The following is a 25,624-nucleotide window of genomic DNA, read 5'->3' as shown; positions in this document are numbered from 1 at the left end:
CTTGGAATCACGCCGGGCCAGCCAACCAAACCGCCACCCCACAGACACGTCAGAACGCCCGGCCAAACATGCGGCGCGCACTGTCATGCCCGGAGCATGCACTTGACACGACCTATAGCCAGCTAGGTTCCGGCACCCACCCCTTGGCACACTTGTTACCCGCGGGTAACATATGACTCATGCATCTCCTGTTCCGGACTCTCCTGCTGCTGTTCACGTCCTCACGCCGCTCACCGCTGAGCATCTGGGACAACTCCTCGCTGCCGCTGCGGGTCCTGCCCACGGACATCGACATCGCCCTCCACGTCAACAACGGCATGTACTTCTCACTCATGGACCTCGGGCGCTTCGATCTCATGGCCCGCAGCGGCACCTGGAAGAAGATGCGCCGCCGGGGCTGGACCCCGGTCGCGGCGGGGGAGACCATCGCGTTCCGCCGTTCGCTGCAGCTCTGGCAGCAGTACACGATCGAATCCCGGATCATCGGCCTGGACTCGAAAGCCATCTACTTCGAGCAGCGGATGGTGGTGGACGGCGAAGTGTACGCGCGGGCCTATATCGCCACCCGGCTTCTGAGCAAGGGCAAGCCCGTCAGCCAGGAGGAGATCATCCGCGAGTTCGGCGCCCCGCCGGCGGATCTGGAGCTGCCCGGGTGGATCCACGAATGGCGCGAAACCAACGCCCTGCCCGGCGCCAGGCGTCCGGCCCCGCACGCCTGGGCGTGACCTGCCTACAGCCCCGCCCGGATGTGCCAACAGCGAAATGCCGGGGACAATCCGCGCCCGCTCCCGTACCGTTGACTCATGGCTACCGTAGACATCACAGGTGAACAGTTCGCATCGACAGTCGAGGATAACGACATTGTCCTCGTCGATTTCTGGGCCGAATGGTGCGGCCCGTGCAAGCAGTTCGGCCCCACGTACTCGGCGATCTCAGAGAAGCACCCGGATGTCGTCTTCTCCAAGGTCGACACCGAAGCCGAGCAGCAGCTCGCCGCCGAGGCCGGCATCACGTCGATTCCCACGCTGATGGCCTTCCGCGAAAAGGTCCTGGTGTTCTCGCAGCCTGGCGCACTGAACGCGCAGCAGCTCGAGCAGGTGGTCGACGCCGTCAAGGCCCTGGACATGGAAGAAGTCCACGCCCACGTGGCCCGGTCCCAGGCCGAGGCCGCCGCGGCTGCGGCCAAGCAGGACGGCACCCAGATCCCGGAGGCCTGAACCTCCACGGCTTAATCCCAGGCTTAACCAACGCGGGGTCACTCCGCGCCCATAAATCCCTCAGGGATGGGCGCGGAGTGGCCCCGCGTTGTGGTTGGAAGCGTGGGTTAGAGCCTTTCGAGCTTGACCGGCTCGGCCAGCAGCGCGCTGAGGGATTCGTTGAGGTCCTGGACGGCCGTGCCCTTGGAGTGCTTGTCCAGGTCCGCCTGGCTGGCCCACCGTTCGGTCAGGACGAGCTTGTCCTCGCTGGCCTCGGTGAGCTCGTAGCGGATGCAGCCGGGCTCGTTGACCACCTCGTCGATCGCGATGTCCAGGGCGAGCTTCACGCGGAAGAATTCGCCGTCGTTGGGGATGAAAATGGCCTGAAGGTCAACGGGTGCACTCATGGCAATCACCCTACCGGGCTGCCGGGCAGGCGCCGGAACATGACCCAAGATTTCATAGGACTTCCAAGCTTTGCTCTTCTTTTGCCTCCGCACTGTTGGTAGCGTCACACCATGCTTGCTTACACAGCCGGGGACACTGACGTCCCGCTGCTCGAGGAAACCATTGGTGCGAACTTCGAACGGATCGCGGCGCGGTTCCCGTACCACGATGCCCTGATCGAGGCGGCCGCGGTACCCGGCGAAGAGGCCCGGCGGTGGAGTTACACCAAGTTGAACGACGACGTCGACCGGCTGGCACGTGCGCTCCTCGCCCTGGGCGTCGCGAAGGGCGAGCGGATCGGCATCTGGAGCCCCAACTGCGCCGAGTGGACCATCCTGCAGTACGCCACCGCGAAGGTCGGGGCGATCCTGGTCAACGTCAACCCCGCCTACCGCAGCCATGAGCTCGAGTTTGTGGTCACCCAGAACGGCATGCGCATGCTGGTCAGCGCGCCGGCGGACCGGAACAGCGACTACACAGCGATGGCGCGGCAGGCGCTGGCGGCGTGCCCGGGCCTGCGCGAGCTGGTCTTCCTCCCGGACGCCGGCCTGGACGGGCTGACCGCCGGCGAACCCGGCACTGAGGCGGAGCGCACCTATGCCGAGCTGCTCAAGCGGGCCGACGACGTCGGACACTCCGAGCTGAAAGCGCGCATGGCGGTACTGGATGCGCAGGATCCCGTCAATCTGCAGTACACCTCCGGCACCACGGGGTTCCCGAAGGGCGCCACGCTGACGCACCACAATATCCTTAACAACGGCTTTTCGATCGGCGAGCAGCTGGGCTACACGGAACACGACCGCGTGGTGATCCCGGTGCCCTTCTATCACTGCTTCGGCATGGTGATCGGGAACCTCGCGGCGCTCAGCCACGGGGCCGCCACCATCATCCCCGGCCGGTCGTTCTCGCCGGCCGGGGCGCTGGAAGCTGTGCAGGACTTCGGCGGAACCTCGCTGTACGGCGTGCCGACCATGTTCATCGCCGAGCTCGCCTTGCCGGACTTCGCCTCCTACGACCTCTCCACACTGCGCACGGGCGTCATGGCCGGCTCGCTGTGTCCCATCGAGGTGATGAACCGGGTCATCACGGAAATGAACATGAAAGACGTCGCCATTTGCTACGGCATGACGGAGACCTCGCCGGTGTCCACGATGACCCGGAGCGTGGACACCATGGCCCAGCGCACCGAGACCGTGGGCCGGACCATGCCGAACCTGGAGAGCCGGATCGTGGACCCGGTCACGGGAGAGGTGCTGGAGCGCGGCGGGATCGGGGAACTCTGCACGCGCGGCTACGCGGTGATGCGCGGGTACTGGAACCAGCCTGACAAGACCGCCGAGGCGATCGACGCCGACGCCTGGATGCACACCGGGGACCTCGCCCGGATGGACGCGGACGGGTACATCGTGATCGAGGGCCGGATCAAGGACATGGTGATCCGCGGCGGCGAGAACGTCTATCCGCGCGAAATCGAGGAATTCCTCTACACCCACCCGGACATCCAGGACGTGCAGGTGATCGGTGTCCCGGACACGAAGTACGGCGAGGAACTGATGGCCTGCGTCATTTTGAAGCCGGGGGCCGCGCCGATGGACGCCGCCAGCCTGGCCGAGTTCTGCCGCGGCAAGCTGGCACATTACAAGATCCCGCGCTACGTGGATGTCCGGGAGAGCTTCCCGATGACCGTCTCCGGCAAGATCCGCAAGGTTGACATGCGCCAGGAGGCCGCGGCCCGGCTGGGCCTCCAGACCGGCGGCTGACAGCAACGCGTTGCTCCTGAGGTCAGTGGTCGCGGTGGTCCTGGATGGTCATGCGCGGGCCAAATGTCGGTTTCCGGAAGCCGCTGAGCCCGATCATCCGGACCACCCGCTGCCGGTGCCCCGCCCATGGAGCCAGCAGCCTGAGCATGCCGGCGTCGTCTGTCCGGCGGCCGGTCAGGGCGGCGCCCACGTAGGCCGCAAGGTGGTAGTCGCCGACCGAGATTGAATCCGGGCAGCCGTGCGTGCGCTGCACCACCTCCGCCGCCGTCCAGACCCCGATTCCGGGCAGGGTCTGCAGCTTGGCCGCCGCCTCCGCGGCGGGGAGGGCGGCGAGCCGTTCCAGCGCGGCGGCCGAGCGCAGCGCCCGCATGACGGTTCCCGACCGCTGCGGGCCCACGCCGGCCTTGTGCCATTCCCAGGACGGGATGTGCAGCCACTGCGCGGCCGTCGGCTGGACCAGCAGATTGGCGGGCGCGACGGTGCCGGCGCCCGGCGCCGCCGTCCCGAAGCGGTACATCAGGTAGCGGTATCCGCGGCGGGCCTCGATAACGGTGACCTTCTGCTCCAGGATGGTCGGCACGAGTGAATCGATCATCCTGCCGGTTGCAGGCAGCCGGATCGCGAGGTTCCGGCGTCGGGCTTCAACCACCATGCGCGGGAGGGTGGCGTGGAATGCGGGCTCGTCGAAGCCGGACCAGTCGTCGTCGCTCCCGAGCATGCGCGGGACGGAATCGACGGCGTCCCCCGCTCCGGGACCCCAGGCCTGCGCGTCCACGGCAGGGTCAGCCCGCGTCCCGGCCGTTGCCAGGCGCAGCGTGGCCGGACCGCGGGGCGTCGTGAACGCGAACCAGATCCCGTCCGGGGCGGTGCGGATGGACGGGTCGCCGTGGCCGCGCAGCAGCGTGCCGATGGTTTGCATCAAGTCGAACGGGCCGCCCGGGTGCCACCGCAATGAGGCGTCCGCCGCGGCGGCAATGCCTGCGGGGGCGTCTGCGAGGCTCATTCGAACATGTTCCCACGGCCCGCTGACAGCAGCGTCATCCGCGGCAACGGTGCAGGGGCCGTACGGCCCTTAACCTCCCGCGCTGCCGGGGCTAAAATCCGGCTAGTGGCGTGGTGTGTCCGCGCCCGCTTCTTGGCACCGAATCCTTGTTCTTAGGAGAGTGTGATGGCTGGTGGAGTGGTTCATTTCGAAATCCCCGCAGAAGACGAGGGCCGCGCACGGGAGTTCTACAGTTCGGCGTTCGGCTGGGAGGTAAGCCAGGTGCCGGAGATGAGCTACACCATGATCAAGACGACGCCGACGGATGCCAACGGCATGCCCTCCGTACCGGGCTCCATCAACGGCGGCATGTTCCGCCGCGAAGGCGACCTCACATCCCCGGTGGTCACTGTGGATGTCGATGACATCGACGCGGCGTTGGCGAAGATCAATGCCCTGGGCGGCAGCACCGTCTTACCGCGCGAGGCAATCGGCACCATGGGCTGGGCCGCCTACTTCCGGGACACTGAGGGCAATGTGGTCGGCCTCTGGCAGAACGCCCCGCGTGAGGGCGGCGCCGGGGCAGCGAACGCCGGGAATGACATCGGCGCCTGACGCGCCGGGCACGCCGGCCCGCAGTGCATCCACCTCACTGCATCCCGGTGGTGAGCCACAGCGCCACGACCGCCAACGGGACGGTGAGGACGACGGCGGCCACGCCGGCGAGGGCGAAGCCTCCCCAGCGGATCTCCACGTTCAGGGAGCGGAGCCGCTCGTGCCACAGCAGCGTGGCCAGGGACGCCCAGGGGGTCACCAGAGGCCCCAGGTTCACGCCGATCAGCAGGGCCGCCAGCCGGGCCGGGGAGCCGCCCACCGGTTCCAGGGCAAGATAGGCGGGGAGGTTGTTGACCGCGTTGGCTGCCCCGGCGCCCAGGCCGGCGAGCTGCAGGAGCGACGGTAGGCCCTCGCCCGTGCCGGCGATCCCGGTCAGGAACTGGGTGAGCCCGTTGGCGTGCATGGTCTCCACCACCATGAACAGTCCGGACGTGAGCATCAGCGGGCGCCAGGGAATCATGGACCAGCGCAGGACGGAGCGCCGCCGCCAGAGGAAGAGCAGGAGCAGCGCCGCAGCCGCCGCGAGTGCCGGGATCTGCACCGGAACCCCGGAGACAAGCGCCGGGAGGAGGACCAGCATGACCCCCGACGCCGAGTAGAGCAGGACCCGGTCCCGGACCTTATGGACGGGCTGGGGGCCGTACGTGCCGCGCAGGTCCTTCCGGAACGCCAGCCACAGGAGCACCAGCGGCACGAGGATGCCCACCAGGGCCGGGGCCCACACGAGCGAAGCGAACGCGGCGGGGCTGAGGTTGAGCCGCTCCTGCGCGAGCAGGTTGGTCAGGTTGGAGACCGGCAGCAGCAGCGAGGCCGTATTCGCCAGCCACACGGTGGTCAGCGCGAACGGGAGCGGCGGAATGCGGGCGTGAATGGCCAGCAGCACGACGACGGGAGTCACCAGCACCGCCGTCGTATCCAGGGACAGGAACACCGTGGAAACGGTGGCGAGGGCGATGGCGAGGAACCACAGCAAGAGGACCCGGCCGCGGCCCAGGGCGGCCAGCCGCTCCGTGACGACGCGGAAGAGCCCGGCCTCATCCACCAGCTCGGTGACGAGGGACATCGCCACCACAAACGCCAGTATCGGCACGGTGCGTGCTGCCAGCGCCTGGAAGGCGGGGACCGGCAGCAGTCCGGACGCCAGCGCCGCGCACCCGGCCAGCAGCATGCCCGCGGGCAGCGCGTAGCTCCTGAACTTCTTCAGCCGGGCGATCCTCTTCACCGCCATATCCTCGCACCTTTCAGAGCAGTGGCAGTGCCGTGGCAGCGCCGTGGCCGCGCCGACGTGCCCGCCGCGCCGGAGACGGTAACTTTGTACCTATGAAGTACGCCCCGTCCGTCCTGGACCTCATTGGCCATACGCCGCTCGTCAAACTCAACCACGTGACCGATGGCATCGCAGCCACGGTCCTGGTGAAGCTCGAATACCTGAACCCCGGCGGTTCGATCAAGGACCGCATTGCGGTCAAGATGATCGAGGAGGCCGAACGAACGGGCCAGCTCCTGCCCGGCGGCACGATCGTGGAGCCCACCTCGGGCAACACCGGCGTCGGTTTGGCGCTCGTGGCGCAGCAGAAGGGCTACCGCTGCATCTTCGTCGTGCCGGACAAGGTCGGCGAGGACAAGCGGGCCGTGCTCCAGGCCTACGGCGCGGAAGTGGTGGTCACGCCCACCGCCGTCCCGCCGGACAGCCCGCAAAGCTACTACGGCGTCTCCGACCGGCTCGTCACCGAAATCCCCGGCGCCTACAAGCCGGACCAGTTCTCCAACCCCGCCGCCCCGGCCAGCCACTATGAGACCACGGGCCCTGAGATCTGGCACGACACCGACGGACGCATCACCCACTGCGTGATCGGCGCCGGGACCGGCGGCACGATCACCGGCACCGGCCGGTACCTCAAGGAAGTCTCCGCCGGGCGGCCCGGGGCCGAGGGCGGCGTCGTGAAGATCATCGGCGCGGATCCCGCCGGCTCGGTGTACTCCGGCGGCACGGGACGCCCGTACTTTGTCGAGGGCGTCGGGGAGGACATGTGGCCGGCCAACTACGACAAGTCGGTCCCGGACGACGTCATTGCCGTCAGCGACGCCGACTCCTTCGCGATGACGCGCCGGCTGGCGCGCGAGGAAGGCCTGCTGGTGGGCGGCTCCTCGGGCATGGCCGTCGTGGCCGCCATGGAAGTCGCCAAGGACCTCCCGGCCGACGCCGTCGTCGTGGTCATCCTGCCGGACTCCGGCCGCGGCTACCTGGCCAAGATCTTCAACGACCAGTGGATGCGCTCCTACGGCTTCCTGGCCGGCGGGGACGAGGCGTCGGTAGGCGAGATCCTCAAGGCCAAGACCGGTGAACTCCCGGACCTCGTCCACATCCACCCGAACGAGTCCGTCCGCGACGTCATCAACATCATGAACGAGTACGGCGTCTCGCACATCCCCGTACTGTCCCAGGAACCGCCCGTCGTCATGGGCGAGGTGCTGGGCGCCGTGGATGAACGCACCCTCACGGCCAAGCTCTTCCGCGGCGAGGCCAAGCTCTCGGACAAAATCTCCGAACACATGGAGGCCCGGCTTCCCGTGATCGGCTCGCTCGAATCGATCTCGACCGCCCGCGAACTCCTCTCCGACGCCGACACCCTCATGGTGACGTTTGTCGGCGCCCCGGTGGGAATCCTGACCCGCCACGACCTCCTCGCGTACCTCAGCAACTGACCAGTTCAAGGAGTCCCATGTCTGTGCCTGAAAACCCGTCCTCGAATAACCAGGGTTTCAACACCCGCGCCATCCACGCCGGCCAGGCGTTTGAGCCCCGCACCGGGGCGGTGGTGCCCCCCGTGCACTTCTCCTCGACCTATGCCCAGGACGGCATCGGCGGGCTGCGGGCCGGTTACGAATACGGCCGGGGCACCAACCCGACGCGTGACTCGCTGCAGGAGCAGCTGGCGGCCCTGGAAGGCGGGAGCGCCGCTTTCTCCTTTGGCTCCGGCCTGGCCGCCGAGGACTCGATGATCCGCGCCCTCACCCGCCCCGGTGACCACATTGTGCTTGGCAACGACGCCTACGGCGGCACGTACCGGCTGATCAGCCGGGTCCTGGGGGAGTGGGGCATCGGCAACACCCCGGTGGACATGTCCGACCTCCACGCCGTCGCTGCCGCCGTCGCCGCCGGCGGCACGGCCGACGGTGGAGGCAAGACCCGCCTGGTGTGGGTGGAGACGCCGTCGAACCCGATGATGAAGATCACCGACATCGAGGCGCTCGCCAAGGTGGCGCACGACGCCGGCGCGCTCCTCGTGGTGGACAACACCTTCGCCTCCCCGTACCTGCAGACCCCGCTGGCCCTCGGCGCCGATGTGGTGGTGCATTCCACCACCAAGTACATCGGCGGGCACTCCGACGTCGTCGGCGGCGCGATCGTGGTCAACGACCCGGACCTCGCCGAGAAGATCGGCTTCGTCCAGTTTGCCGTCGGCGCCGTGTCCGGGCCGATGGACGCCTTCCTCACCACCCGCGGGCTCAAGACCCTCGGGGTGCGCATGGACCGGCACAGCGACAATGCCCAGGCCGTGGCCGAATGGCTGCTGGAGCGCCCCGAAGTGGAGGCCGTGCTCTACCCGGGCCTGCCCACCCACCCCGGCCACGAGCTGGCCAAAAAGCAGATGAAGAAGTTCGGCGGCATGATCTCCGTGCAGTTCAAGGGCGGCGAGGCCGCGGCCCGCAAGGTGGCCGAATCGACCTCCGTGTTCACCCTGGCGGAGTCCCTGGGCGGGATCGAATCGCTCATGAACTACCCGTCCGAAATGACGCACGCCTCGGTCAAGGGCACGGAACTGGCGGTCCCGGTCAACCTGATCCGGCTCTCGTGCGGCATCGAGGACGTGGAGGACCTGATCGCCGACCTCGACGCCGCGATTTCCTCCCTGGCCGCCGGCAGCTAGCTGCACCGTAGCTGCACCTGCAGCCGACCCCGGCGCCCGCGCCATTCCGTCGGGCCACCCTAGCTTTCTCTAAGAGAGTCAGCTAGGGTGGCCGCATGGCACTTCGATCCGACTGGTCCCAACGGACCTGCAGCATGGCCCGCGGCCTCGACATCCTGGGCGATCCCTGGAGCGTGCTCGTCCTGCGCGAGGTGTTCTTCGGCAACGGCCGCTTCGATGCCATGAAACAGCGGCTGGGAGCGGCCGATTCCGTGCTCACCAAGCGGCTCGCCGGGCTCGTCGCCGCCGGGCTCCTGGCTCGGAGGCCCTACGACGACGGCGGCCGCACCCGCCAGGAATACGTCCTCACCGCTATGGGCGAAGACGCCCTCCCCGTGCTCAACGCCGTCGTGATCTGGGCCGAAAAGCATCTCCCGGCGCCGTCCGGGCAGGCACACATGTTCGTCATCCACAGCGGCTGCGGGGAGCGGACCTCCTCGGCTGACACGTGCACGGCTTGCGGGGAACCGCTGACGGCCGCCAACACGAGCTGGCACAGCCTCTCCCGCACCGCGGACCCCGTGCCGCTGGCCTCGGCCGGCACCGGCACCCCTGTCCAGAACGGAACCGCCGCATGAATGCCCCCGAAACCACCGTGACCCCGGCGCCGGTCCGCCGCCGCATCCACCCGGCGTGGACCGTCGCCGCCGTGGCTTTCCTCGCGCTGGTCGGCGCGGCCGGGTTCCGGGCGGCCCCGGGTGTGCTGATGGTGCCGCTGCAGAACGAGTTCGGCTGGTCCACCACCGTGCTCTCCGCCGCGGTCAGCATCAACCTCGTGCTTTTCGGGCTCACGGCGCCGTTCGCGGCAGCGCTCATGGAACGCTTCGGCATCCGCGCAGTCACGGCCGTGGCCCTGGTGCTGATCGGCGCCGGGAGTGCACTGACGGTCCTCGTGACCCAGTCCTGGCAGATCCTGCTGACGTGGGGGCTGCTGATCGGGCTCGGCACCGGGTCCATGGCGCTGGTCTTCGCCGCGACCATCGCCAACACCTGGTTCGCCAAGAGCCGCGGCCTGGTCATCGGCATCCTCACTGCCGGCAGCGCCGCCGGACAGCTCGTGTTCCTGCCCTTCATCGCCGCCCTTGCCCAGGATCCGGGCTGGCGGCAGGCCTCGCTCCTGATCGGTGCCGGCGCGCTGGCCGTGGTGCCGCTCGTGCTGATGTTCCTGAAGAACTCACCGGCCGACGTCGGCGTGCTGCCCTACGGGGCGACGCCGCCGGCCCCCGGCCCGAACGCCGGCACGGAATCCAGCGGACCCGAACCGACAGGACCGGCCGCCGGGCAGGAAGTGCAGGAGTCCCGCCGGAACGCCGCGGTCCGTGCCCTGGAGGTCCTCAAACGGGCCAGCAAAGTGCGTACCTTCTGGGCCCTGGTGGCCGGCTTCGCGATCTGCGGCGCGACCACCAACGGGCTGATCGGCACCCACTTCATCCCCTCCGCCCACGACCACGGCATGCCCGAAACCACCGCGGCGGGCCTGCTCGCCGTCGTCGGCCTCTTCGACATCATCGGCACCATCGCCTCCGGGTGGCTCACGGACCGCTTCAACCCCCGGATCCTGCTCGCCGTGTATTACCAGTTCCGCGGGATCGGGCTGCTGGTCCTGCCGCTGCTGCTCAGCGCCACCGTCCAGCCCAGCATGATCGTGTTCGTGGTCATCTACGGCCTGGACTGGGTCGCCACGGTGCCGCCGACCGCCGCGATCTGCCGCCAGGTGTTCGGTGCCGACGGGAGCGTCGTGTTCGGCTGGGTGTTCGCGGCCCACCAGCTCGGCGCGGCCGCCGCGGCCCTGGCAGCCGGGGCGGTCCGGGACGCCACCGGCCAGTACACCTACGCCTGGTTCGCCGCCGCTGCCATGTGCACCATCGCCGCCGTCATCAGCGCCACCATCCGCAGGGACGCCCGGAAGCCGGAGTCCGTCCCGGTCCCGGCGTAGCTGTTCTGTAGACTGACCCGACAGCGAGGGCGCGTTTGCGCCGCCCTGGACGGAACCGATCAAACGGCCAGCGCCTACATCAGCAGCCCGATGGGGGAGTACATGTCAGTGCCCGTTTCAGACCGCAGCCCGGCGCGGTATTCACCCGTCCCGCACCTGTTCCGGCTCTCCGTCATCCCGGCCATCGCCGCGGTGGCCTACTTCATCTGGATCTCGCTCGGAGTCTGGGGCAAGCACGGCCTGGACTTCAGCGTCTACTGGTACGGCGGCAAAATCCTCAACGACGCCGGCGCGGCACCCTCAGCCCTGTATGCGGGCAACGTGGACTGGGCCGGCGGACCGGCGCTGATGTTTACCTACCCGCCGTTCGCCGCCATCGTCTTCGGCCTCTTGGCCCGGCTGCCCCTGGCGGCGGCGCTGACCCTGTTCAACGCCGCCGGCGCCGGGGTGGCGATCCTGGCCGCGGTCCGAACGGTCCGGTACTGGAACGCGAAAACCTCCTGGCGCGACACCTTCCGGGCACCCGGCAACGGCTGGGCCGCCGCCGTCCTGGTCCTGGCCGTGCTGAACCTGGGTCCCTGGCGCGAGACCCTGGTGTTCGGCCAAATCAACGCCCTGCTGATGGGCCTGATCGCCGTGGACCTGTTGGCCCGCAACCGGCGCTGGGCCCGCGGTTTCCCCGGCAGCGGCTTCCTGGTGGGCGTCGCCGCCGGCATCAAGCTGACGCCCCTGGTGTTCGGGCTCTACTTTCTGGTCCGCAAGGACTGGCGCGGACTGGGCAACATGGCCGCCGGCTTCACCGCCACCGTGGCGGCCGGCTGGCTGCTCCGGCCCGCCGAATCCCTGCAGTTCTGGCTCCAGATGCTGCCCGACACCTCCCGGATGGGGGGAGCAGGCTATGTGGACAACCTGTCCATTAAGGGCGCCCTGCTCCACTTCGGGGTCCCGGAAGCGCACGTCACCGTGCCGTGGCTGCTGCTGAGCCTGGCGGTTGTGGCCGTGGGCGCCGCAGTGATCAAGGCCGCCAGCGATCAGGGTGCCCGCGTCGTGGCCGTATCGGCGACCGCGCTCACCATGCTGCTGATCAGCCCGGTCTCGTGGTCCCACCACTGGGTGTGGGTCGCGGCGGTCTTTCCGGCTTTCGCCTGGACCCTGCGGGAAGCTCCGCGCCGGTATGTCGGGATGCGCTGGACCATGGGCGGCGTGCTGGGCCTGTCGATCCTCGTATTCCTGTTCTCGCCCAAGACCATCGGTACGGCCCTCGGCGCCGAAAACCTCGACATCCAGACGCCCGGGGTGTGGATCATGGCCTCCAGCGCCGGCGTCTTCTGCGCCCTGGCCCTGCTGGTGTGCTGGCTCGTTGCCCTGCGGCGGGATCCGCTGGGGCCGGAGCCGGACCTTGCCCCCGAGCCGGTTGCCGAGCGGGACGTCCGGGCCGCCGTCTCCACTGCCTCAGCCTCCTTGTAGGCACCGCTCGTAGCAGGCCGCGCACTCATTAGGCGCCGCGGCGGCCGCCCCCGCTAGGCTGTTCGGCATGAGCTCACCCGACGGACGAAAGACGGCCCTTGTCACCGGGGTCGGCCGGCTCGCCGGAATCGCCGCAGGCATCTCACGCCGCCTCGCTGCGGACGGCTGGGACCTCGTGCTGACGTACTGGCAGGACTACGACGCCCGGATGCCGTGGGGAGTCCAGCCGGACGACGTCGAACGCCTCACCGCCGAGCTCCAGGCGATCGGCGCTGCCGTTGTGGCGCTGCCGGCGGATTTCCAGGACCCGGACGCCGTGGACCGGCTGATGTCCGCCGCCGCGGCGGAGGCCGGAACCCTGCAGGGCCTGGTGCTCAGCCACGCAGAATCCGTGGACTCCTCCATCCTGGACACGTCCCTGGAGAGCTTCGAGAGGCACTTTGCGGTCAACACCCGGGCCAGCTGGCAGTTGATTGCCGCTTTCGCCCGGCAGGCCGGTCCCGACGGCGGCGCCATTGTGGCCCTGACCAGCGACCATACCGCTTTCAACCTGCCCTACGGGGCATCAAAGGGCGCCCTGGACCGGATCGTGATCGCCGCCGCCCGCGAACTCGGCCCGCTCGGGATCAGCGCCAACGTACTGAACCCGGGGCCGGTGGATACCGGCTGGATGGATGAGCCGCTCCGTGACGAACTGGCCCGCCGGCACCCCGGCGGCAGGCTGGGCACACCGGCGGACGTGGCCGGCACCGTCGCGTTCCTGCTCTCGCCCGAGGGCCGCTGGATGTCCGGGCAGCTGGTCAAGGCCGACGGCGGATTCTCCGCCTGAGCCGCCGGGACCCCGGTGACACTCTGATTCATGGAGCGTGTGTGGTCTTTGGGCAGCGTCCGGTGGTGGCCGGACCCGGTCAGCCGGCGCTCAGCCGGCGGTCAGCAGGGCGAGGGCTGTTGCCAGTTCGGTGGCGGCGCCTTGGAGGAGGCAGGCCGTCTCCCGTGCCCGGGTCTTGCGTCCGGACTGGAGGTCGGCATCGATGAGGTCGGCGATGAGTTCGAGCCGGCACGCACCGGCCTTGGACGCGGACCAGGACAGGCTTTGGGCGGCCAGGCGCGCGCCCTCCCAGTCCCCGCCGGCCAGGGCCTGGTGAATCTTTTCGACCCGGTGGGGAAGCATGAGCTGGAAGGTGCTGACGAAGTCGTGGAACTTCCACGATTGGACCGTCCCCATGCTCTCCTGAAGCCGGTCGCGGTCCAGGACGAGTGCCACGCTGATGCGGGCCCGGTGCCGGTGGGGTCCCTGGTCGGAAGCGGAACTGTCCTGGCCGTCGCCGCCCGCGCCGGCAGTGGCGTGACGTGCCGGAAAGAAACGAAGTGTCCACGCGGCTGGCTTTGCGTTGAGACTCATGATGTCCCCCTTTACTTGGCAGCCCGTTCCGCCCGTCGGGCACGCAGGGTGCTCAGCTCCTGTGTCTGGGACGGGCGGGACGACATCGGTTCGACCGGCCAGAGAAGAAGTGCCGTGGGCTATTTGGCTGCCTCTGCTCCGGTGGCGATGGCACCACTGTACGAATGCGCCCCCGGGAGAACACGAGTGTTGGCTACCCGAAAACCCAGCAGTCACCACTTGCATCACTGGCCTCATCCGTATCGCGTGAGGAGCGGACACGGAAGCACTGCCGCGAAATACCCCGCGGCTCTCAGCGGAACGCGGGGAGACCCGTGATGTGCTGGCCCAGGATCAGGGTGTGGACCTCGTCCGTGCCCTCGTAGGTCCGGACGGATTCCAAGTTGGCGGCGTGCCGCAGCGGGGAATGGTCCAGCGTGATGCCGTTGCCGCCCAGAATCGTGCGCGCCTCCCGGGCAATGCTGAGCGCCTCCCGCACGTTGTTCAGCTTGCCGAGCGAGATCTGCTCCGGACGCAGCCTGCCGGCGTCCTTGAGCCGGCCCAGGTGCAGGGCCAGGAGCGTGCCCTTCTGGATCTCCAGGACCATGTTCACCAGCTTCTCCTGCGTCAGCTGGTACCCGGCCAGCGGCTTGCCGAACTGCAGCCGCTCCTGCGAGTAGGCCAGCGCGGCCTCATAGGAATCCCGCGCGGCGCCCATAGCTCCCCACGCGATCCCGTACCTGGCCTCGTTGAGGCAGGAGAAGGGACCCCTCAGCCCGCGCGCCGCGGGCAGCAGCGCCTCCGGGCCCAGCCGGACGGCGTCGAACGTGATGTCGCACTGGATGGAGGCGCGCATCGAGAGCTTCTGCCCGATCGGCGTCGCGGTGACGCCCGCGGTGCCGGCAGGGACGAGGAAGCCGCGCACGCCGTCGTCGGTCATGGCCCACACCACCAGCACGCCTGCCACGGAGGCGAGCCCGATCCAGCGTTTCGCGCCGTCCAGGATCCAGCCCGCGTCGTCGCCGGAGCCGTCGCGGCGGGCGAAAGTCTTCATCGAGGCAGGGTCCGAGCCGGCCGTGGGCTCGGTCAGGGCAAACGCGCCGATCAGTTCGCCGGCGGCCATCCGGGGGAGCCACTCCTGCTTTTGGTCCTCGGAGCCCCACTTGTGGATGGCCGTCATGGCGAGGGAGCCCTGCACGGAGACGAACGTGCGGACGCCCGAGTCGCCGGCCTCGAGTTCCATCGCCGCGAGGCCATATTCGACGGCGGAGCGGCCGGGGCAGCCGTAGCCCTCCAGGTGCATGCCGAGCACGCCGAGCTCGCCAAGTTCCGGGGCGAGCTCGAGGGGGAACACGGCGTCCTCGTACCAGCCGGCGATGCCCGGCCGGATCCGCTGGTTCGTGAAATCGCGGACGCGCTCGCGCACGGTGCGCTCCTCCGCGCTCAGCAGGGAATCGATGGCCAGGACATCGGAGACGTCGGAAAGGTTGGCCTCATAGTTCATGCCAGCTTCGTTGCTCATGCCAGCATCCTACGGCCGCACCTGCAGGGGCGCGCCGGCGGCGGGGTGGTGCTGCAGGAAGTAGCCCCGCGTGGACGGCGCGAAACGGCAGACGGCGGCCAGCGCCACGCCCAGCCCCAGGAGCAGCACGCCGCTGATGAAGGCCCCGCCGACGCCGAAGATCTGCGTATCGCCGTAGTCCGGATCCCACATCTGTACCGCCGAGACGAAGAATGCCGCAGTCAGCATAAGGGCGCCGAGCAGGGGCATGACGCCGCGGAACCAGAAGTTCCGCGCCGAGCTGCGCAGGGTCGCACGGAAGTACCAGACGCACGCGAAGCCGGTCAGGGTGTAGTAGAACGCGATGAACAAACTGATCGAACTGATGGAGTCGGCGAGCAGGTTCTCGCTCAGGAAACTCATCAGGACGTAATAGGCGACGGCCGCGGCACCCATGACCTGGGTGGAATACCCCGGCGTCTGGTTGCGCGGGTGGACCTCGCCGAACCTGCGCGGCACGGCTCCGTGCACGCCCATGGACAAGGTGCCGCGGGCCGTGGGAAGAATGGTGGTCTGGGTCGAGGACAGCACCGAGGCCAGGACGGCGACGACGATCAGCCAGCCCCAGGGGCCCAGCACCACGTCCTTCATGGCCAGGAAGACATCGTTCTGGTTGGCCTCGTTGCCCAGCCCAATCCCTTCCGTGCCCACCGTGGCATACATCATCACCAGCAGGGCCACAGAGACGTAGATCGCCACAAGGACAAGCGCGGAAATGACGGCGCCTCGGCCGGGCGTGGTGGCAGGGTTTTCGGTCTCCTCGTTCACCGCGAGGCAGGTGTCCCAGCCCCAGTAGATGAACAGGGCCAGCAGGGCTCCATGCACCACCGCGCCGGGATCGGCGAACGCACCGGCGGGGTTGAACCACTCAAGGTCGAAGGCTTGGCCAGGGGCCGCGCCGGGCACCGCGCCCGCGATCCGGAAGATGATTGCCATCGCGAAGATGCCCAGCGAGAGGTACTGCACGTAGGTCAGGACCCGCTGGACATGTTCCCCGAGGCGGATGCCGCGGTAGTTCACGAAGGTCATGAACACGATGAACAGCACACCGGTGGCGGTGACCACGAGGCTGTTCCCGGCCAGCGAACCGTCGCCGATCAGCAGCCACAGGTACTGCCCGGCGACCTGGGCGAGGTTGGCCAGGACCACGACGCCGGCCAGGGCCACGCCCCACCCGCCCAGCCAGCCGGCCCAGGGACCGAACGCCAGGCGGGCCCAGATGAAGGTGGTCCCGCAGTCCGGCATGGCGCTGTTGAGCTCACGGAAAGCGAAGGCGATGAAGAGCACGGGCACGAAGCCCAGCAGCAGGATCAACGGGGTGTAGTTGCCGTTCACCGCCACGATCAGTCCCAGGGTCGCCGCAAGCGAATAGACCGGCGCGGTGGAGGCCAGCCCCAACATGACGGAGTCTCCGAGATCCAGGATCCCGGCGCGCAGTCCCTTGGCCGGAACTGCCGCGGGACCCCCGGGGCCGCCGGCCGTCGTCGTCGTGGTTCCGGTGCTCATAGGGCAATACCTGCCTTGCTGGAGTGGGCCTGGTTCGAGGCCGGGGCGGGCGCGTCAATCGTGTTGGGCACGAAGCGGCAGAAGTAGTCGGTGATGGGCCCGTCCGACTCGCGGATGCCGCAGCCGACCGATTCGCCGTCGACCACCCAGAGGCCGAGCACGGGGCGGTTGCCGTCGAAATCGGGAAGGGCATGGAACTGCTGGTAACACCAGCCTTCCCGGCCATAGTCGCCGGGTTGTTCGAGATCGATGCCGGCGGCGTGGATCCTGATGTTGTCCCCTTCCCGGCCGTGCAGCGGCTTGGCCACCCACTCCGTGAGCGGCCCGGGACCGTCAAGATAAGCCGGAAGCAGGTTGGGGTGGTCCGGGTAGAGGTGCCAGAGCGCCGCGAGCAGGGCCTTGTTGGACAGGAGCATCTTCCAGGCCGGCTCCACCCAGCGCGGATTGTGGGCGCGCTGCAGCAGCCGCTGCCCGAACGGCTCCTTCATCATCAGTTCCCAGGGGTAGAGCTTGAACATGGTGCTGATCATGAAGTTGTCGAGGTCCACGAAGCGGTTGAGGTCCGGATCCCATCCGATGTCGGACATGTTGATGCCGATGGTGGTCCAGCCGGCCTGGCTCGCGACGTCCCGCATGTAGGCCGCCGTCATCCAGTCCTCGCCGGATTCTTCCGCCTCGGAGTGGGCGACGTGGAGGGTGCTCATGCCGGTGCGGTACTGCAGCCTCTTCCACTGTCGGATGAGCGCTTCATGGATGCCGTTCCACTGGTCCTTTTCGGGAAGGACGTCCTGCAGCCAGAACCACTGGGCGACGGCGGCCTCAATGAGTCCGGTAGGGGTGTCCGCGTTGTACTCCAGCATCTTGGCCGGGCCGCCCCGGCCGTCGTAGACGAAGTCGAAGCGGCCGTAGACGTCCACATCGCCGGCCTGCAGCGATGCAGCCGCCAGTTCCATGGCCTGCGGCCCGATCCCGATGTTGCCCATGGCCCCGGTGGCGAGGAACTTCGCGGCCTCGAGGCACATGCGGTGCATGTCCTCGGCGGCCTTTTCGAGGGTCTCCACTTCGTCCATGGTGAATTCGTAGTAGGCGCCTTCGTGCCAGTACTCGACGTTCGTGCCGTCGGGCAGGGCCGTGGTGGAGAAGACGAGGCCTTGTGCTTCAATCCGCTGTTTCCAGTCCGGCCGCGGCGCGGATCCCAGTCGTTTCATCCCTAGCCTCCCGTGCTTCCGCCCTTGGCGCTGCCGCCGAAGCCGCCCCTGCTGACCGTGCCGCCCTTGGCGCTGTACCCCGTGGACGCCTTGGCCCCGGTGGGAACTGTCCTGCTGTAGCTGGGGTAGCCCGACCGGTTCTGGCCCAACCCGGGCACGCTGGCGCCGCGGGAGTAGAAGTACCAGGCGTAGATGCCGGAGCTGCGGCCGTCCGTGCTGCTGTTGTTGCACCGGGCATCATCGACCCGCTCGCCGGTGTCGTCGTTGAAGCACACCTGGGCGTAGTCGGCCTCGTCCTCGTTGCTGGCCACCATGGCGGTGATCGTGCCGGCCAGGAGCGCCGTGACGCCCAGCCCGACGACGACGGTACGGCGCTGCGAACGCTTCTTCCGCGCCGCCGCGGCCGCCAGGCCGCGCTCGCGTTCCAGAGCGAAGGGGTCAACCACGGCGGGGGCAGTGGCGTCAGCCGGAAGTCCCGGCGGCGCGGGCTGGCCGGGCTGGTTCTGCAGCTCGGGCCGGAGCTCCGGCTGTGGAATCTGCCACGGAGGCTGCTTCCGGTCCTGCCGTGGACTGTCCGGGTGCTCGTCGTTTCGGCCCAAATCTGTCCCCTCACGTCTGGCCGCAGGGTATCCCGCGGAAGGCTTGCGTGCTTTTCCCGACGCCAGCCTAACCGGCCTCCGGATCCCGGGCGATGGAAAGGGCGTGACGTGTCTGCGGCGGGCGCGTGGGAAGCGTGCCGGCGCTGAGTCCGGGGCCGCGGGCACGCCGCAGGCCTACACTGGTGCCATGGAAACCGCATCCGTGCTTGCTGTCTGCAGGGTTCACCAGCTGCTCGATGATCCCGGCAGCGTCGGGGTCACCGCGATCGACAAGCGCCCCGTGGACGGACCGGTGAAAGTCCACAAACTTGGCCTGCGCGGTGATATCCAGGCGAGCAGGATCCACCACGGCGGCGAGGACCAGGCACTCTACGCGTACTCGCAGGGCGACGCCGACTACTGGGCCGGCGAACTCGACCGGGACATGCCAGCGGGCATCTTCGGCGAAAACCTGCGGATCACGGGCCTCAACGCCTCCAACGCCGTGATCGGCGAACGGTGGAAGGTCGGACTGGACGTCGAGGTGGAAGTCACCTCCCCGCGCATCCCCTGCGCCACCTTCCAGCGGCGGATGGGCGAGCCGCACTGGGTCCAGCGGTTCACCGAGGCCGGCAGGGTGGGCACCTACCTCCGCGTGGTCCGGACCGGCAGCATCGAGGCCGGAGACCACATCCACCGGCTCTTTGTCCCTGCCCACGGCGTGACAATCGCCAAGTGGTTCACCGATCCCACCCTGGAGGACATGGAGGCCCTGCGCGACGCCGACGCCGACGGCCAGATCCGCCTGCAGCCCGAGTACCACCAGAGGTTCGAACAGCTGCAGCGCCGTCTCGGGGTCTAGGCGTGGGGAGCCGGTGTGCGCAAGCTCACCAGCCCCCGTCGGCCCCTCAATTACCACTGTTCCGCTCCATGCCCTACACTTGAAATATCCCCCACTCCGGAAATCCCTTATTCCTGCCCAATTCTTGAGGCAGGACTGGCAAGTGTTGGGGCCCGCAAATGTGATGCGGGCATTTTCATAGGGAGAGCCGGCAAAAGAAAACGCTGTACAGACTGCTGGGATAGCAGCCAAGAGATGCAGCGGGAAGTCCTGCCACGGGATTGCGAAAGCGCCGGACTTCTATGTGACCCGCCGGTCAACCGTACGCCCGGCAATTCGTGTCACGCGTACTGCGGCTCCGCTCACCTCGGGTTGTGCCGCTTGGCCCCTATGGATGAGGAAATTTCACCTATGCCCGAAAATCAGAACAACTCCGTCGACACCGAACTCGCCACCGAGAACACCCAGGCCGACGTCGAGACTTCTGAAACGGCTGCCCCCGCAGCCGGCTCCGCCCCGGAATTCACCGAGGCTCCTGCAAACGTTGTAGCACCGGCCGCCGAAGCTACCGAAGCTGCCCCGCAGGCAGAGACCAAGACCGAGGCCACTTCCGCCCCGGCCAAGGACGAGGACGCCGAAGAAGAAGGCGTCAAGTTCGTAGACCTCGGCATCGATGGCCGTGTCCTGGCCGCTCTGCAGGACGTCGGCTACGAGAAGCCGTCCCCGATCCAGGCAGCAACCATCCCGCTGCTGCTCGAAGGCCGCGACGTCGTGGGCCTGGCCCAGACGGGTACCGGTAAGACTGCAGCATTCGCAGTACCGGCACTGTCCCGCCTGGCCGAGCTCCACGACCTCAACGGCCCGTCCCGCAAGACCCAGGCCCTGGTGCTGGCCCCCACCCGTGAGCTCGCGCTCCAGGTTGCCGAGGCCTTCACCTCCTACGCCAAGCACATCGACGACTTCACCGTCCTGCCGGTGTACGGCGGCTCCGCCTACGGCCCCCAGCTCGCCGGCCTGCGCCGCGGCGCCCAGGTTGTTGTCGGTACCCCCGGCCGCGTCATCGACCACATCGCCAAGGGTTCCCTGGACCTGTCCGAACTCCAGTACCTCGTGCTGGATGAGGCCGACGAGATGCTCCGCATGGGCTTCGCCGAAGACGTTGAGCAGATCTTCCAGCAGACCCCCGCGGGCCGCCAGGTTGCGCTGTTCTCCGCCACGATGCCGAGCCAGATCCGCCGGCTCTCCAAGCAGTACCTGAACAACCCGGCCGAGGTGCAGGTCAAGTCCAAGACCACCACGGGCGCCAACACCCGCCAGCGCTACCTGCAGGTCATGGGCCCGCACAAGCTCGATGCGCTGACCCGCATCCTCGAGGTCGAAGAGTTCGAGGGCGTCATCGCCTTCGTCCGCACCAAGATGGCTACCGAGGACCTCGCCGACAAGCTGCGCTCGCGCGGCTTCCAGGCTGCCGCCATCAACGGCGACATCCCGCAGCAGCAGCGTGAGCGCACGGTCGAGGCCCTGCGCGACGGCAAGATCGACATCCTGGTCGCCACCGACGTCGCCGCCCGCGGCCTGGACGTCGAGCGTGTCAGCCATGTGGTCAACTACGACATCCCGCACGACACCGAGTCCTACGTCCACCGCATCGGCCGCACCGGCCGTGCAGGCCGTTCCGGCGACGCGATCCTGTTCATGACCCCGCGCGAGAAGTACCTGCTGCGTTCCATCGAGAAGGCAACCCGCCAGCCGGTGGAGCAGATGCACCTGCCCACGGCCGAGACCGTCAACACGCTGCGCCTGGGCAAGTTCGCCGAGCGCATCACGGAGACCCTCGCGTCCGAGGACGTTGCAGCGTTCCGCGACCTGATCTCCTCCTACGAGGAAGAGCACAACGTGCCGGCCTCGGAAATCGCCGCCGCACTGGCCGTCATGGCCCAGGGCGGACAGCCGCTGCTGGTCAAGGAACTGCCGGCAGCGCCCGAGTTCCAGAAGCGCGAGCGCTCCAAGGACGGCTTCGGCTCCCGCGGCCCGACCCGCACCCTGACCGAGGGCAACGCCACCTACCGGATCGCCGTCGGACGCCGCCAGCGCGTCATGCCGGGTTCCATCGTTGGCGCCATTGCCAACGAAGGCGGCATCTCCTCGGCCCAGATCGGCGGCATCGACATCCGCTCGGACCACTCCCTCGTGGAGCTCCCGGCGGACCTGAGCGCCGATCAGCTCAAGGCGCTGTCCCGCACCCGGATCGGCGGCGAGCTGATCCACCTGGAGCTCGACAACGGCCGTAAGCCGGCCGGGGACCGCGGTTCCTACCAGGGCAACCGTGGCGGCGACCGCGGCGGAGACCGTGGCGGCTACTCCGGCGGCAGCGGCAACTTCAAGGGCAACGGCGGCTTCAAGCGCGAATTCCGCAAGGGCGACGGCGAGCGGTCCTCCGCTGACCGTGGCGGCCGCTCGTTCAGCGAGCGTTCCGAGCAGCGCACCTTCGGCGCGGACACCCGCAAACCCCGCACCGAAGGCGGCTTCAAGCCCCGCAACAAGTGGTAACCACTAGCACCCTCTGAGAACGGGCCGGCTCCCTGTGAGCCGGTCCGTTCTTGTTTAAGCTTCCGGCCCCGTGTTCGCTTCGTCACAGCGGCGGCCGCCGATTGGTCCCGGGAGCCGATTCGGGCCCCCAGGACCGCCCCGGGAGCCCGGATTTCCGCTGTTTCCGGCCGGTCCGGCGTCGTACGGCCGCCGATTTGTTGGTGGGCGAATCTTCCGGTAGAGTATTTACTCGTTGCCCCCCTAGCTCAGTGGTAGAGCGCGTTCTTGGTAAGAACGAGGTCACCGGATCGATTCCGGTGGGGGGCTCTGAATGAGGGCCTGTGTCAAGGCGGTTTTTGACCGGCTTAGCGCAGGTTTTCCTCATTTACGGCGGTGTAGCTCAGTTGGTTAGAGCGCACGACTCATAATCGTGAGGTCGGGAGATCGAGCCTCCCCACCGCTACAGACAAGACCCCCGGAATCATTGAGATTCCGGGGGTCTTTCTGTTTTCTCGCTTAGAGACGATCAGGGCCTGATCCTTCCCGTTCCCCCAAAATCCATCCTTTTCTCCGAATGGTGGATACAAAATGGATACAGTCCGCAATCGCGACGTGCGGCTGGAGCCCACACGAGGCTTTGTGGCCGTTTGCCGAACTGGTGGGGCACTTGCCGTCACGCTCATGCATCCCAAGGGCACTCAGACACGCCCAGTGCCCCAGGGTGGGCGGTATCTTCCAAGGCTGCGGTCGTGGCTTGCCCGCCCGTGAGGGCCGTGCAGTGGAGATACTCTATTCGGAACGGCTTACTAGGGGGGACACTATGGATGGATTTTTCGATGGGCTCGGTACCGAGCTGGTTATGCTCGTGATCGGCCTGCTTGTTGGGGGTGGGGCCGGTTCAGCGGTCACGTGGAGAATCACAACGAAGAAGCAATTGGTGCGGCAGAGCCAGAAGGCGGGAAATGACGCCACTCAGAACCAAGTTGGACATGACTACCTCCAGGAACGCGGCAAGTGACTCAGAGCCAGAAGGCGGGATCTGGATCCTCCCAGGTTCAAGTGCACGGCGACGTCATCAACCAAACTTTTCAACTGGGCCCGACGAAACAGGAAATGGAGGTAGCGCTGCGGGAGGAGGGTGACCGCATCTTAGACACCATCCGCAAGGAAGTGGCGGCGACGTATGTAGCTGAGGGTCAAGTGGTGGCACAGAGCCGAATCGGACTGTTCGACCAAAAGTTACTAGACGTGCTTGCGCACGAGGGAACCTTGGACGCGCTCAAAGACCCGGCGTTCCAAGTGCTTCTTAAGCGGGCACAGATCGGGGCCGCGTCAACAGAACGCGAGGCGGACTACGATCTCTTAGCCAACCTACTTGGTGAGCGGACTCGCGACGGCGACCGTAGGGCTCGGGCCAGCATCGCGAGAGCGGTCGACGTTGTTGACAGCCTTGATGATGCGGCCTTGCAAGGGCTTACGCTTCTGTTTTACTTGTGGGACCTGCAGCCCGGACAGGGGGACATCGAGACCGGACTTGATTTCTACAGTCGGGGCCTTGGGAAAATCGGCTTCGACATACTCCCGATGGGGGAGGGGTGGTTGGATCACATCGACATACTCGGCCTCGCTCGAATCGAACGCACGGGCTCACAAACGCTCAAGAACTTTCAAGAGAAGTTTGCGGCGGCGGTCCCCGGCTACACCTGCAGAGGTGTGGCGGAAGACCAAGCGTTGAATGTGGAGAAGAAGTTCTTGGACGAGGCCGGCGTTGAGTTCAAACTAGTGCCGCACTACCTCAAGCCGGGATACCTCAGGTTGCCATACGCCCGCATAGAGAGTCTTAAAGCAAACCTTGAAAGCCCTCCCCTCTCGTCGAAACAGCAACAGCGGGCCGTCGAAATTGCGATATCGGACACGGGGATAGATCAACACGATCCTGATGTGGTACCTCGGTTTGTCGAAGCCGTGGATGCTCGTCCCGAACTGGCCGCATGCGCGGCATGGTGGAACCAGATTCCCTACCCTCCAATCAGAACCTCGGCCGGTACGGCAGTTGGATACTCAAACGCGGCTCGGTTTATTAGCATGGCGGGTGTGCCACCTTTGCACGAATACCTACTCCGCTGATGTAAGCGACACACAAGCCAAAGGCCACGGTAACGCGAGACGCAAGTTGCCGGGGCCCTCATGATCTGCAATTTGTCACACGAAAGCCCCAGGGGTAACCCGGGGGCATTCTTCGACTCAATATTCACTTGGCGAGGTAGCGGTAGAGCGTGGCAACCGAGACGCCCACAGCGTCCGCTATTTCCTGGGGGCTCATGACCCCAGCGGCGTGCAGCTGCTTCGCCCTGTTGACCTTCGCGCTGTCCAGCAGTTTCGGCCGCCCCCCGTTGCGGCCGCGCGCACGCGCCGCAGCAAGCCCGATGTTCGTGCGCTCGCGGAGTAGGTCACGTTCGTATTCAGCGAACGCCCCGTAGATACCCAGCATGAGCTTCGCTTGGGCACTGTTGCCGTCCGTGCTAAGCATGGGGTTGTCCAGCACCCGAACCCCCACACCCTGTTCCGCCAGTTCTTGGAACAACTGCACGAGATTCCCGAGGGACCGCCCCAAGCGGTCCAGCTTGGCGACTACCAGCGTGTCGCCTTCCCGCAGGGAATCCAGACACTGGGTGAGGCCTGGACGCTCGGCCTTCGCCCCGCTGACGCCGTGGTCTTGGAACAGGTGGCGGGGGTCAGCTTTGACCCCGGCCGCTAACAGCGCATCGGGCTGCCCGTCTGTGTTTTGATCTGCCGTGCTGACTCGCATATATCCAACCAGTGCCATTCCCATTCCCCATTCTCAGTTACTCAACTCTTGAGCTTGTTATAAGAAGTAGTTTATGAGAAGGGTAATGATAAAGCAGTTCCCTTTAATTTCCGAGGGTCAGCCACCCATGGCTGGCCGCCATGCTGGCACTCAGCAAACGATCGTTTTTAAGAATCGGAATGGATAGGGTGAGCCATGAACACCCCGCAACGGCAACACATTGGCCTCCCCGCCCTGGTCGCCATGGTGGCGATGGTCGCCGTTTTCCTGATACCCGCGTGGATACCGGCACTGCGCACCGCACCGTGGGAGTGGATCGTCGTGGCCATTCAGGCCATCCTCACAGTGGCCCTGGTGGTGTATCTTGTCAGATTCGTGCGGAAGCAACGGGACGACTACTGGCGCGAACGAGGCAAAGACCCTAGGCATCCAGAGGCATGACCAGCTCTCCTCATAAGCCCATCGTTTCTGCGAACGACCGGCCAGTTCAGTGCGTACCTGTCGGTGTTACCGTGAGCCATGTTCAATAGCGACCGACCACGAACGGTAACCCGATGGCTGATTAAAGTCGCTGCCGGTGTCCTGCTTGGCCTCCTAGCCGGGGTGCTCATTAATTGGCAGTTCGCTCTAGGAATGGTTCTGATCTACTTCGTTGTCGCCTGGGCAGCAGAGCGGGGCCAGAAGCAAAAGAGGGAAACCGACGCGTACCGCGAGCAGTGGCTCGGCAAGCGGAAGAGCAACGGCGCGGAATAGCCGGATCCTTCCGCCTCGTCTTTCCATCGTTTTTGCAATATATCTATTGATCGTGCACCCACCTCCTTGGTCGAAACGGCGGGG

Annotated in this window: 24 protein-coding genes and 2 tRNA genes; 17 read left to right on the top strand and 9 right to left on the bottom strand. The window is 67.1% G+C overall.

Going from position 1 to position 25,624, the window contains the following annotated elements; translation table 11 throughout:
- The first annotated feature begins 179 nt into the window (after positions 1 to 179).
- Together ARTB_RS14135 and trxA are read left to right on the top strand one after the other, a co-directional pair.
- On the top strand, positions 180 to 725 hold the full coding sequence (locus ARTB_RS14135; protein ID WP_028276979.1) for an acyl-CoA thioesterase: 546 nt from the start codon (positions 180 to 182) through the stop codon (positions 723 to 725).
- 78 nt (positions 726 to 803) lie between these two features.
- A complete protein-coding gene (trxA, locus tag ARTB_RS14130) occupies positions 804 to 1,217 on the top strand; it encodes a thioredoxin (RefSeq protein WP_018773584.1) in 414 nt (137 codons plus the stop codon).
- Positions 1,218 to 1,324: 107 nt separating this feature from the next.
- On the opposite strand, the gene ARTB_RS14125 is transcribed toward trxA, so the two are convergent.
- Entirely contained in the window at positions 1,325 to 1,603 is a 279-nt protein-coding gene (locus tag ARTB_RS14125) for a putative quinol monooxygenase (RefSeq protein WP_243181142.1), read from the bottom strand.
- 111 nt (positions 1,604 to 1,714) lie between these two features.
- Here ARTB_RS14125 and ARTB_RS14120 point away from each other — a divergent pair, with 111 nt between their 5' ends.
- Entirely contained in the window at positions 1,715 to 3,403 is a 1,689-nt protein-coding gene (locus tag ARTB_RS14120) for an AMP-binding protein (RefSeq protein ID WP_243181141.1), read from the top strand.
- 22 nt (positions 3,404 to 3,425) lie between these two features.
- On the opposite strand, the gene ARTB_RS14115 is transcribed toward ARTB_RS14120, so the two are convergent.
- Complete coding sequence (locus tag ARTB_RS14115; protein WP_243181140.1) at positions 3,426 to 4,406, bottom strand: DNA-3-methyladenine glycosylase family protein; 981 nt, start codon at positions 4,404 to 4,406, stop codon at positions 3,426 to 3,428.
- A 165-nt stretch (positions 4,407 to 4,571) separates the two neighbouring features.
- Between ARTB_RS14115 and ARTB_RS14110 the strand changes: the two genes are divergently transcribed.
- Positions 4,572 to 5,000 (top strand): VOC family protein, encoded by a 429-nt coding sequence (locus tag ARTB_RS14110; protein ID WP_243181139.1) that lies wholly within the window; start codon positions 4,572 to 4,574, stop codon positions 4,998 to 5,000.
- Positions 5,001 to 5,034: 34 nt separating this feature from the next.
- Here the strand turns inward: ARTB_RS14110 and ARTB_RS14105 are convergent, their stop codons facing one another.
- On the bottom strand, positions 5,035 to 6,228 hold the full coding sequence (locus ARTB_RS14105; protein ID WP_243181138.1) for an SLC13 family permease: 1,194 nt from the start codon (positions 6,226 to 6,228) through the stop codon (positions 5,035 to 5,037).
- Positions 6,229 to 6,320: 92 nt separating this feature from the next.
- Here ARTB_RS14105 and ARTB_RS14100 point away from each other — a divergent pair, with 92 nt between their 5' ends.
- The 6 genes from ARTB_RS14100 (at position 6,321) to ARTB_RS14075 (ending at position 13,203) form a co-directional block, all read left to right on the top strand.
- Positions 6,321 to 7,706: a cystathionine beta-synthase gene (locus ARTB_RS14100; RefSeq protein ID WP_243181137.1), complete on the top strand. Its 1,386-nt coding sequence runs from the start codon at positions 6,321 to 6,323 to the stop codon at positions 7,704 to 7,706.
- Between the two features lie 17 nt (positions 7,707 to 7,723).
- Entirely contained in the window at positions 7,724 to 8,932 is a 1,209-nt protein-coding gene (locus ARTB_RS14095) for a cystathionine gamma-synthase (RefSeq protein ID WP_243181136.1), read from the top strand.
- Positions 8,933 to 9,027: 95 nt separating this feature from the next.
- Positions 9,028 to 9,549 (top strand): winged helix-turn-helix transcriptional regulator, encoded by a 522-nt coding sequence (locus ARTB_RS14090; RefSeq protein WP_243181135.1) that lies wholly within the window; start codon positions 9,028 to 9,030, stop codon positions 9,547 to 9,549.
- A complete protein-coding gene (locus ARTB_RS14085; RefSeq protein WP_243181134.1) occupies positions 9,546 to 10,907 on the top strand; it encodes an MFS transporter in 1,362 nt (453 codons plus the stop codon). Before ARTB_RS14090 ends, ARTB_RS14085 begins: the two co-directional genes overlap by 4 nt.
- A 108-nt stretch (positions 10,908 to 11,015) precedes the next feature.
- A complete protein-coding gene (locus ARTB_RS14080) occupies positions 11,016 to 12,374 on the top strand; it encodes a glycosyltransferase 87 family protein (protein WP_243181133.1) in 1,359 nt (452 codons plus the stop codon).
- A 67-nt stretch (positions 12,375 to 12,441) separates the two neighbouring features.
- Complete coding sequence (locus tag ARTB_RS14075) at positions 12,442 to 13,203, top strand: SDR family oxidoreductase (protein WP_243181132.1); 762 nt, start codon at positions 12,442 to 12,444, stop codon at positions 13,201 to 13,203.
- 90 nt (positions 13,204 to 13,293) lie between these two features.
- Here the strand turns inward: ARTB_RS14075 and ARTB_RS14070 are convergent, their stop codons facing one another.
- The 5 genes from ARTB_RS14070 to ARTB_RS14050 all read right to left on the bottom strand — a co-directional run bounded on the left by ARTB_RS14070 (position 13,294) and on the right by ARTB_RS14050 (position 18,629).
- On the bottom strand, positions 13,294 to 13,776 hold the full coding sequence (locus ARTB_RS14070) for a hypothetical protein (RefSeq protein WP_243181131.1): 483 nt from the start codon (positions 13,774 to 13,776) through the stop codon (positions 13,294 to 13,296).
- A gap of 292 nt (positions 13,777 to 14,068) precedes the next feature.
- Positions 14,069 to 15,277: an acyl-CoA dehydrogenase family protein gene (locus tag ARTB_RS14065; protein WP_243181130.1), complete on the bottom strand. Its 1,209-nt coding sequence runs from the start codon at positions 15,275 to 15,277 to the stop codon at positions 14,069 to 14,071.
- Positions 15,278 to 15,286: 9 nt separating this feature from the next.
- Positions 15,287 to 16,822, bottom strand: a complete 1,536-nt coding sequence (locus ARTB_RS14060) for an APC family permease (protein ID WP_243181129.1) — start codon at positions 16,820 to 16,822, stop codon at positions 15,287 to 15,289.
- Positions 16,819 to 18,030, bottom strand: coding sequence for a glutathionylspermidine synthase family protein (locus ARTB_RS14055; RefSeq protein WP_243181128.1), 1,212 nt, complete (start codon positions 18,028 to 18,030; stop codon positions 16,819 to 16,821). The genes ARTB_RS14060 and ARTB_RS14055 overlap by 4 nt, the downstream gene beginning before the upstream one ends.
- A 2-nt stretch (positions 18,031 to 18,032) precedes the next feature.
- Positions 18,033 to 18,629 (bottom strand): Tat pathway signal protein, encoded by a 597-nt coding sequence (locus tag ARTB_RS14050; protein WP_243181127.1) that lies wholly within the window; start codon positions 18,627 to 18,629, stop codon positions 18,033 to 18,035.
- Positions 18,630 to 18,816: 187 nt separating this feature from the next.
- On the opposite strand from ARTB_RS14050, the gene ARTB_RS14045 reads away from it, so the two are divergent.
- From ARTB_RS14045 to ARTB_RS14020, 6 genes are all read left to right on the top strand, one after another.
- Positions 18,817 to 19,470 carry an MOSC domain-containing protein gene (locus ARTB_RS14045; protein ID WP_243181126.1) on the top strand — a complete coding sequence of 218 codons (654 nt, stop codon included), beginning with the start codon at positions 18,817 to 18,819 and terminating at the stop codon, positions 19,468 to 19,470.
- 390 nt (positions 19,471 to 19,860) lie between these two features.
- The gene (locus tag ARTB_RS14040) at positions 19,861 to 21,999 is read left to right on the top strand and encodes a DEAD/DEAH box helicase (RefSeq protein WP_243181125.1); all 2,139 of its coding nucleotides are present in this window, start codon (positions 19,861 to 19,863) and stop codon (positions 21,997 to 21,999) included.
- 234 nt (positions 22,000 to 22,233) lie between these two features.
- Positions 22,234 to 22,305: transfer RNA gene (locus tag ARTB_RS14035), tRNA-Thr, on the top strand.
- Between the two features lie 62 nt (positions 22,306 to 22,367).
- Positions 22,368 to 22,441 (top strand) — tRNA-Met (locus tag ARTB_RS14030).
- 357 nt (positions 22,442 to 22,798) lie between these two features.
- On the top strand, positions 22,799 to 22,996 hold the full coding sequence (locus ARTB_RS14025) for a hypothetical protein (RefSeq protein WP_243181124.1): 198 nt from the start codon (positions 22,799 to 22,801) through the stop codon (positions 22,994 to 22,996).
- On the top strand, positions 22,993 to 24,105 hold the full coding sequence (locus ARTB_RS14020) for an LPO_1073/Vpar_1526 family protein (protein ID WP_243181123.1): 1,113 nt from the start codon (positions 22,993 to 22,995) through the stop codon (positions 24,103 to 24,105). The genes ARTB_RS14025 and ARTB_RS14020 overlap by 4 nt, the downstream gene beginning before the upstream one ends.
- A 124-nt stretch (positions 24,106 to 24,229) precedes the next feature.
- On the opposite strand, the gene ARTB_RS14015 is transcribed toward ARTB_RS14020, so the two are convergent.
- Positions 24,230 to 24,787 carry a recombinase family protein gene (locus tag ARTB_RS14015; RefSeq protein WP_243181122.1) on the bottom strand — a complete coding sequence of 186 codons (558 nt, stop codon included), beginning with the start codon at positions 24,785 to 24,787 and terminating at the stop codon, positions 24,230 to 24,232.
- A gap of 195 nt (positions 24,788 to 24,982) precedes the next feature.
- On the opposite strand from ARTB_RS14015, the gene ARTB_RS14010 reads away from it, so the two are divergent.
- A complete protein-coding gene (locus tag ARTB_RS14010; RefSeq protein WP_243181121.1) occupies positions 24,983 to 25,228 on the top strand; it encodes a hypothetical protein in 246 nt (81 codons plus the stop codon).
- The last annotated feature ends 396 nt before the right edge of the window (positions 25,229 to 25,624 follow it).

This window comes from Arthrobacter humicola (assembly GCF_022803015.1).
GTDB classification, from domain to species: domain Bacteria; phylum Actinomycetota; class Actinomycetes; order Actinomycetales; family Micrococcaceae; genus Arthrobacter; species Arthrobacter humicola_A.
This window is presented reverse-complemented; position numbering and strand designations above follow the sequence as displayed.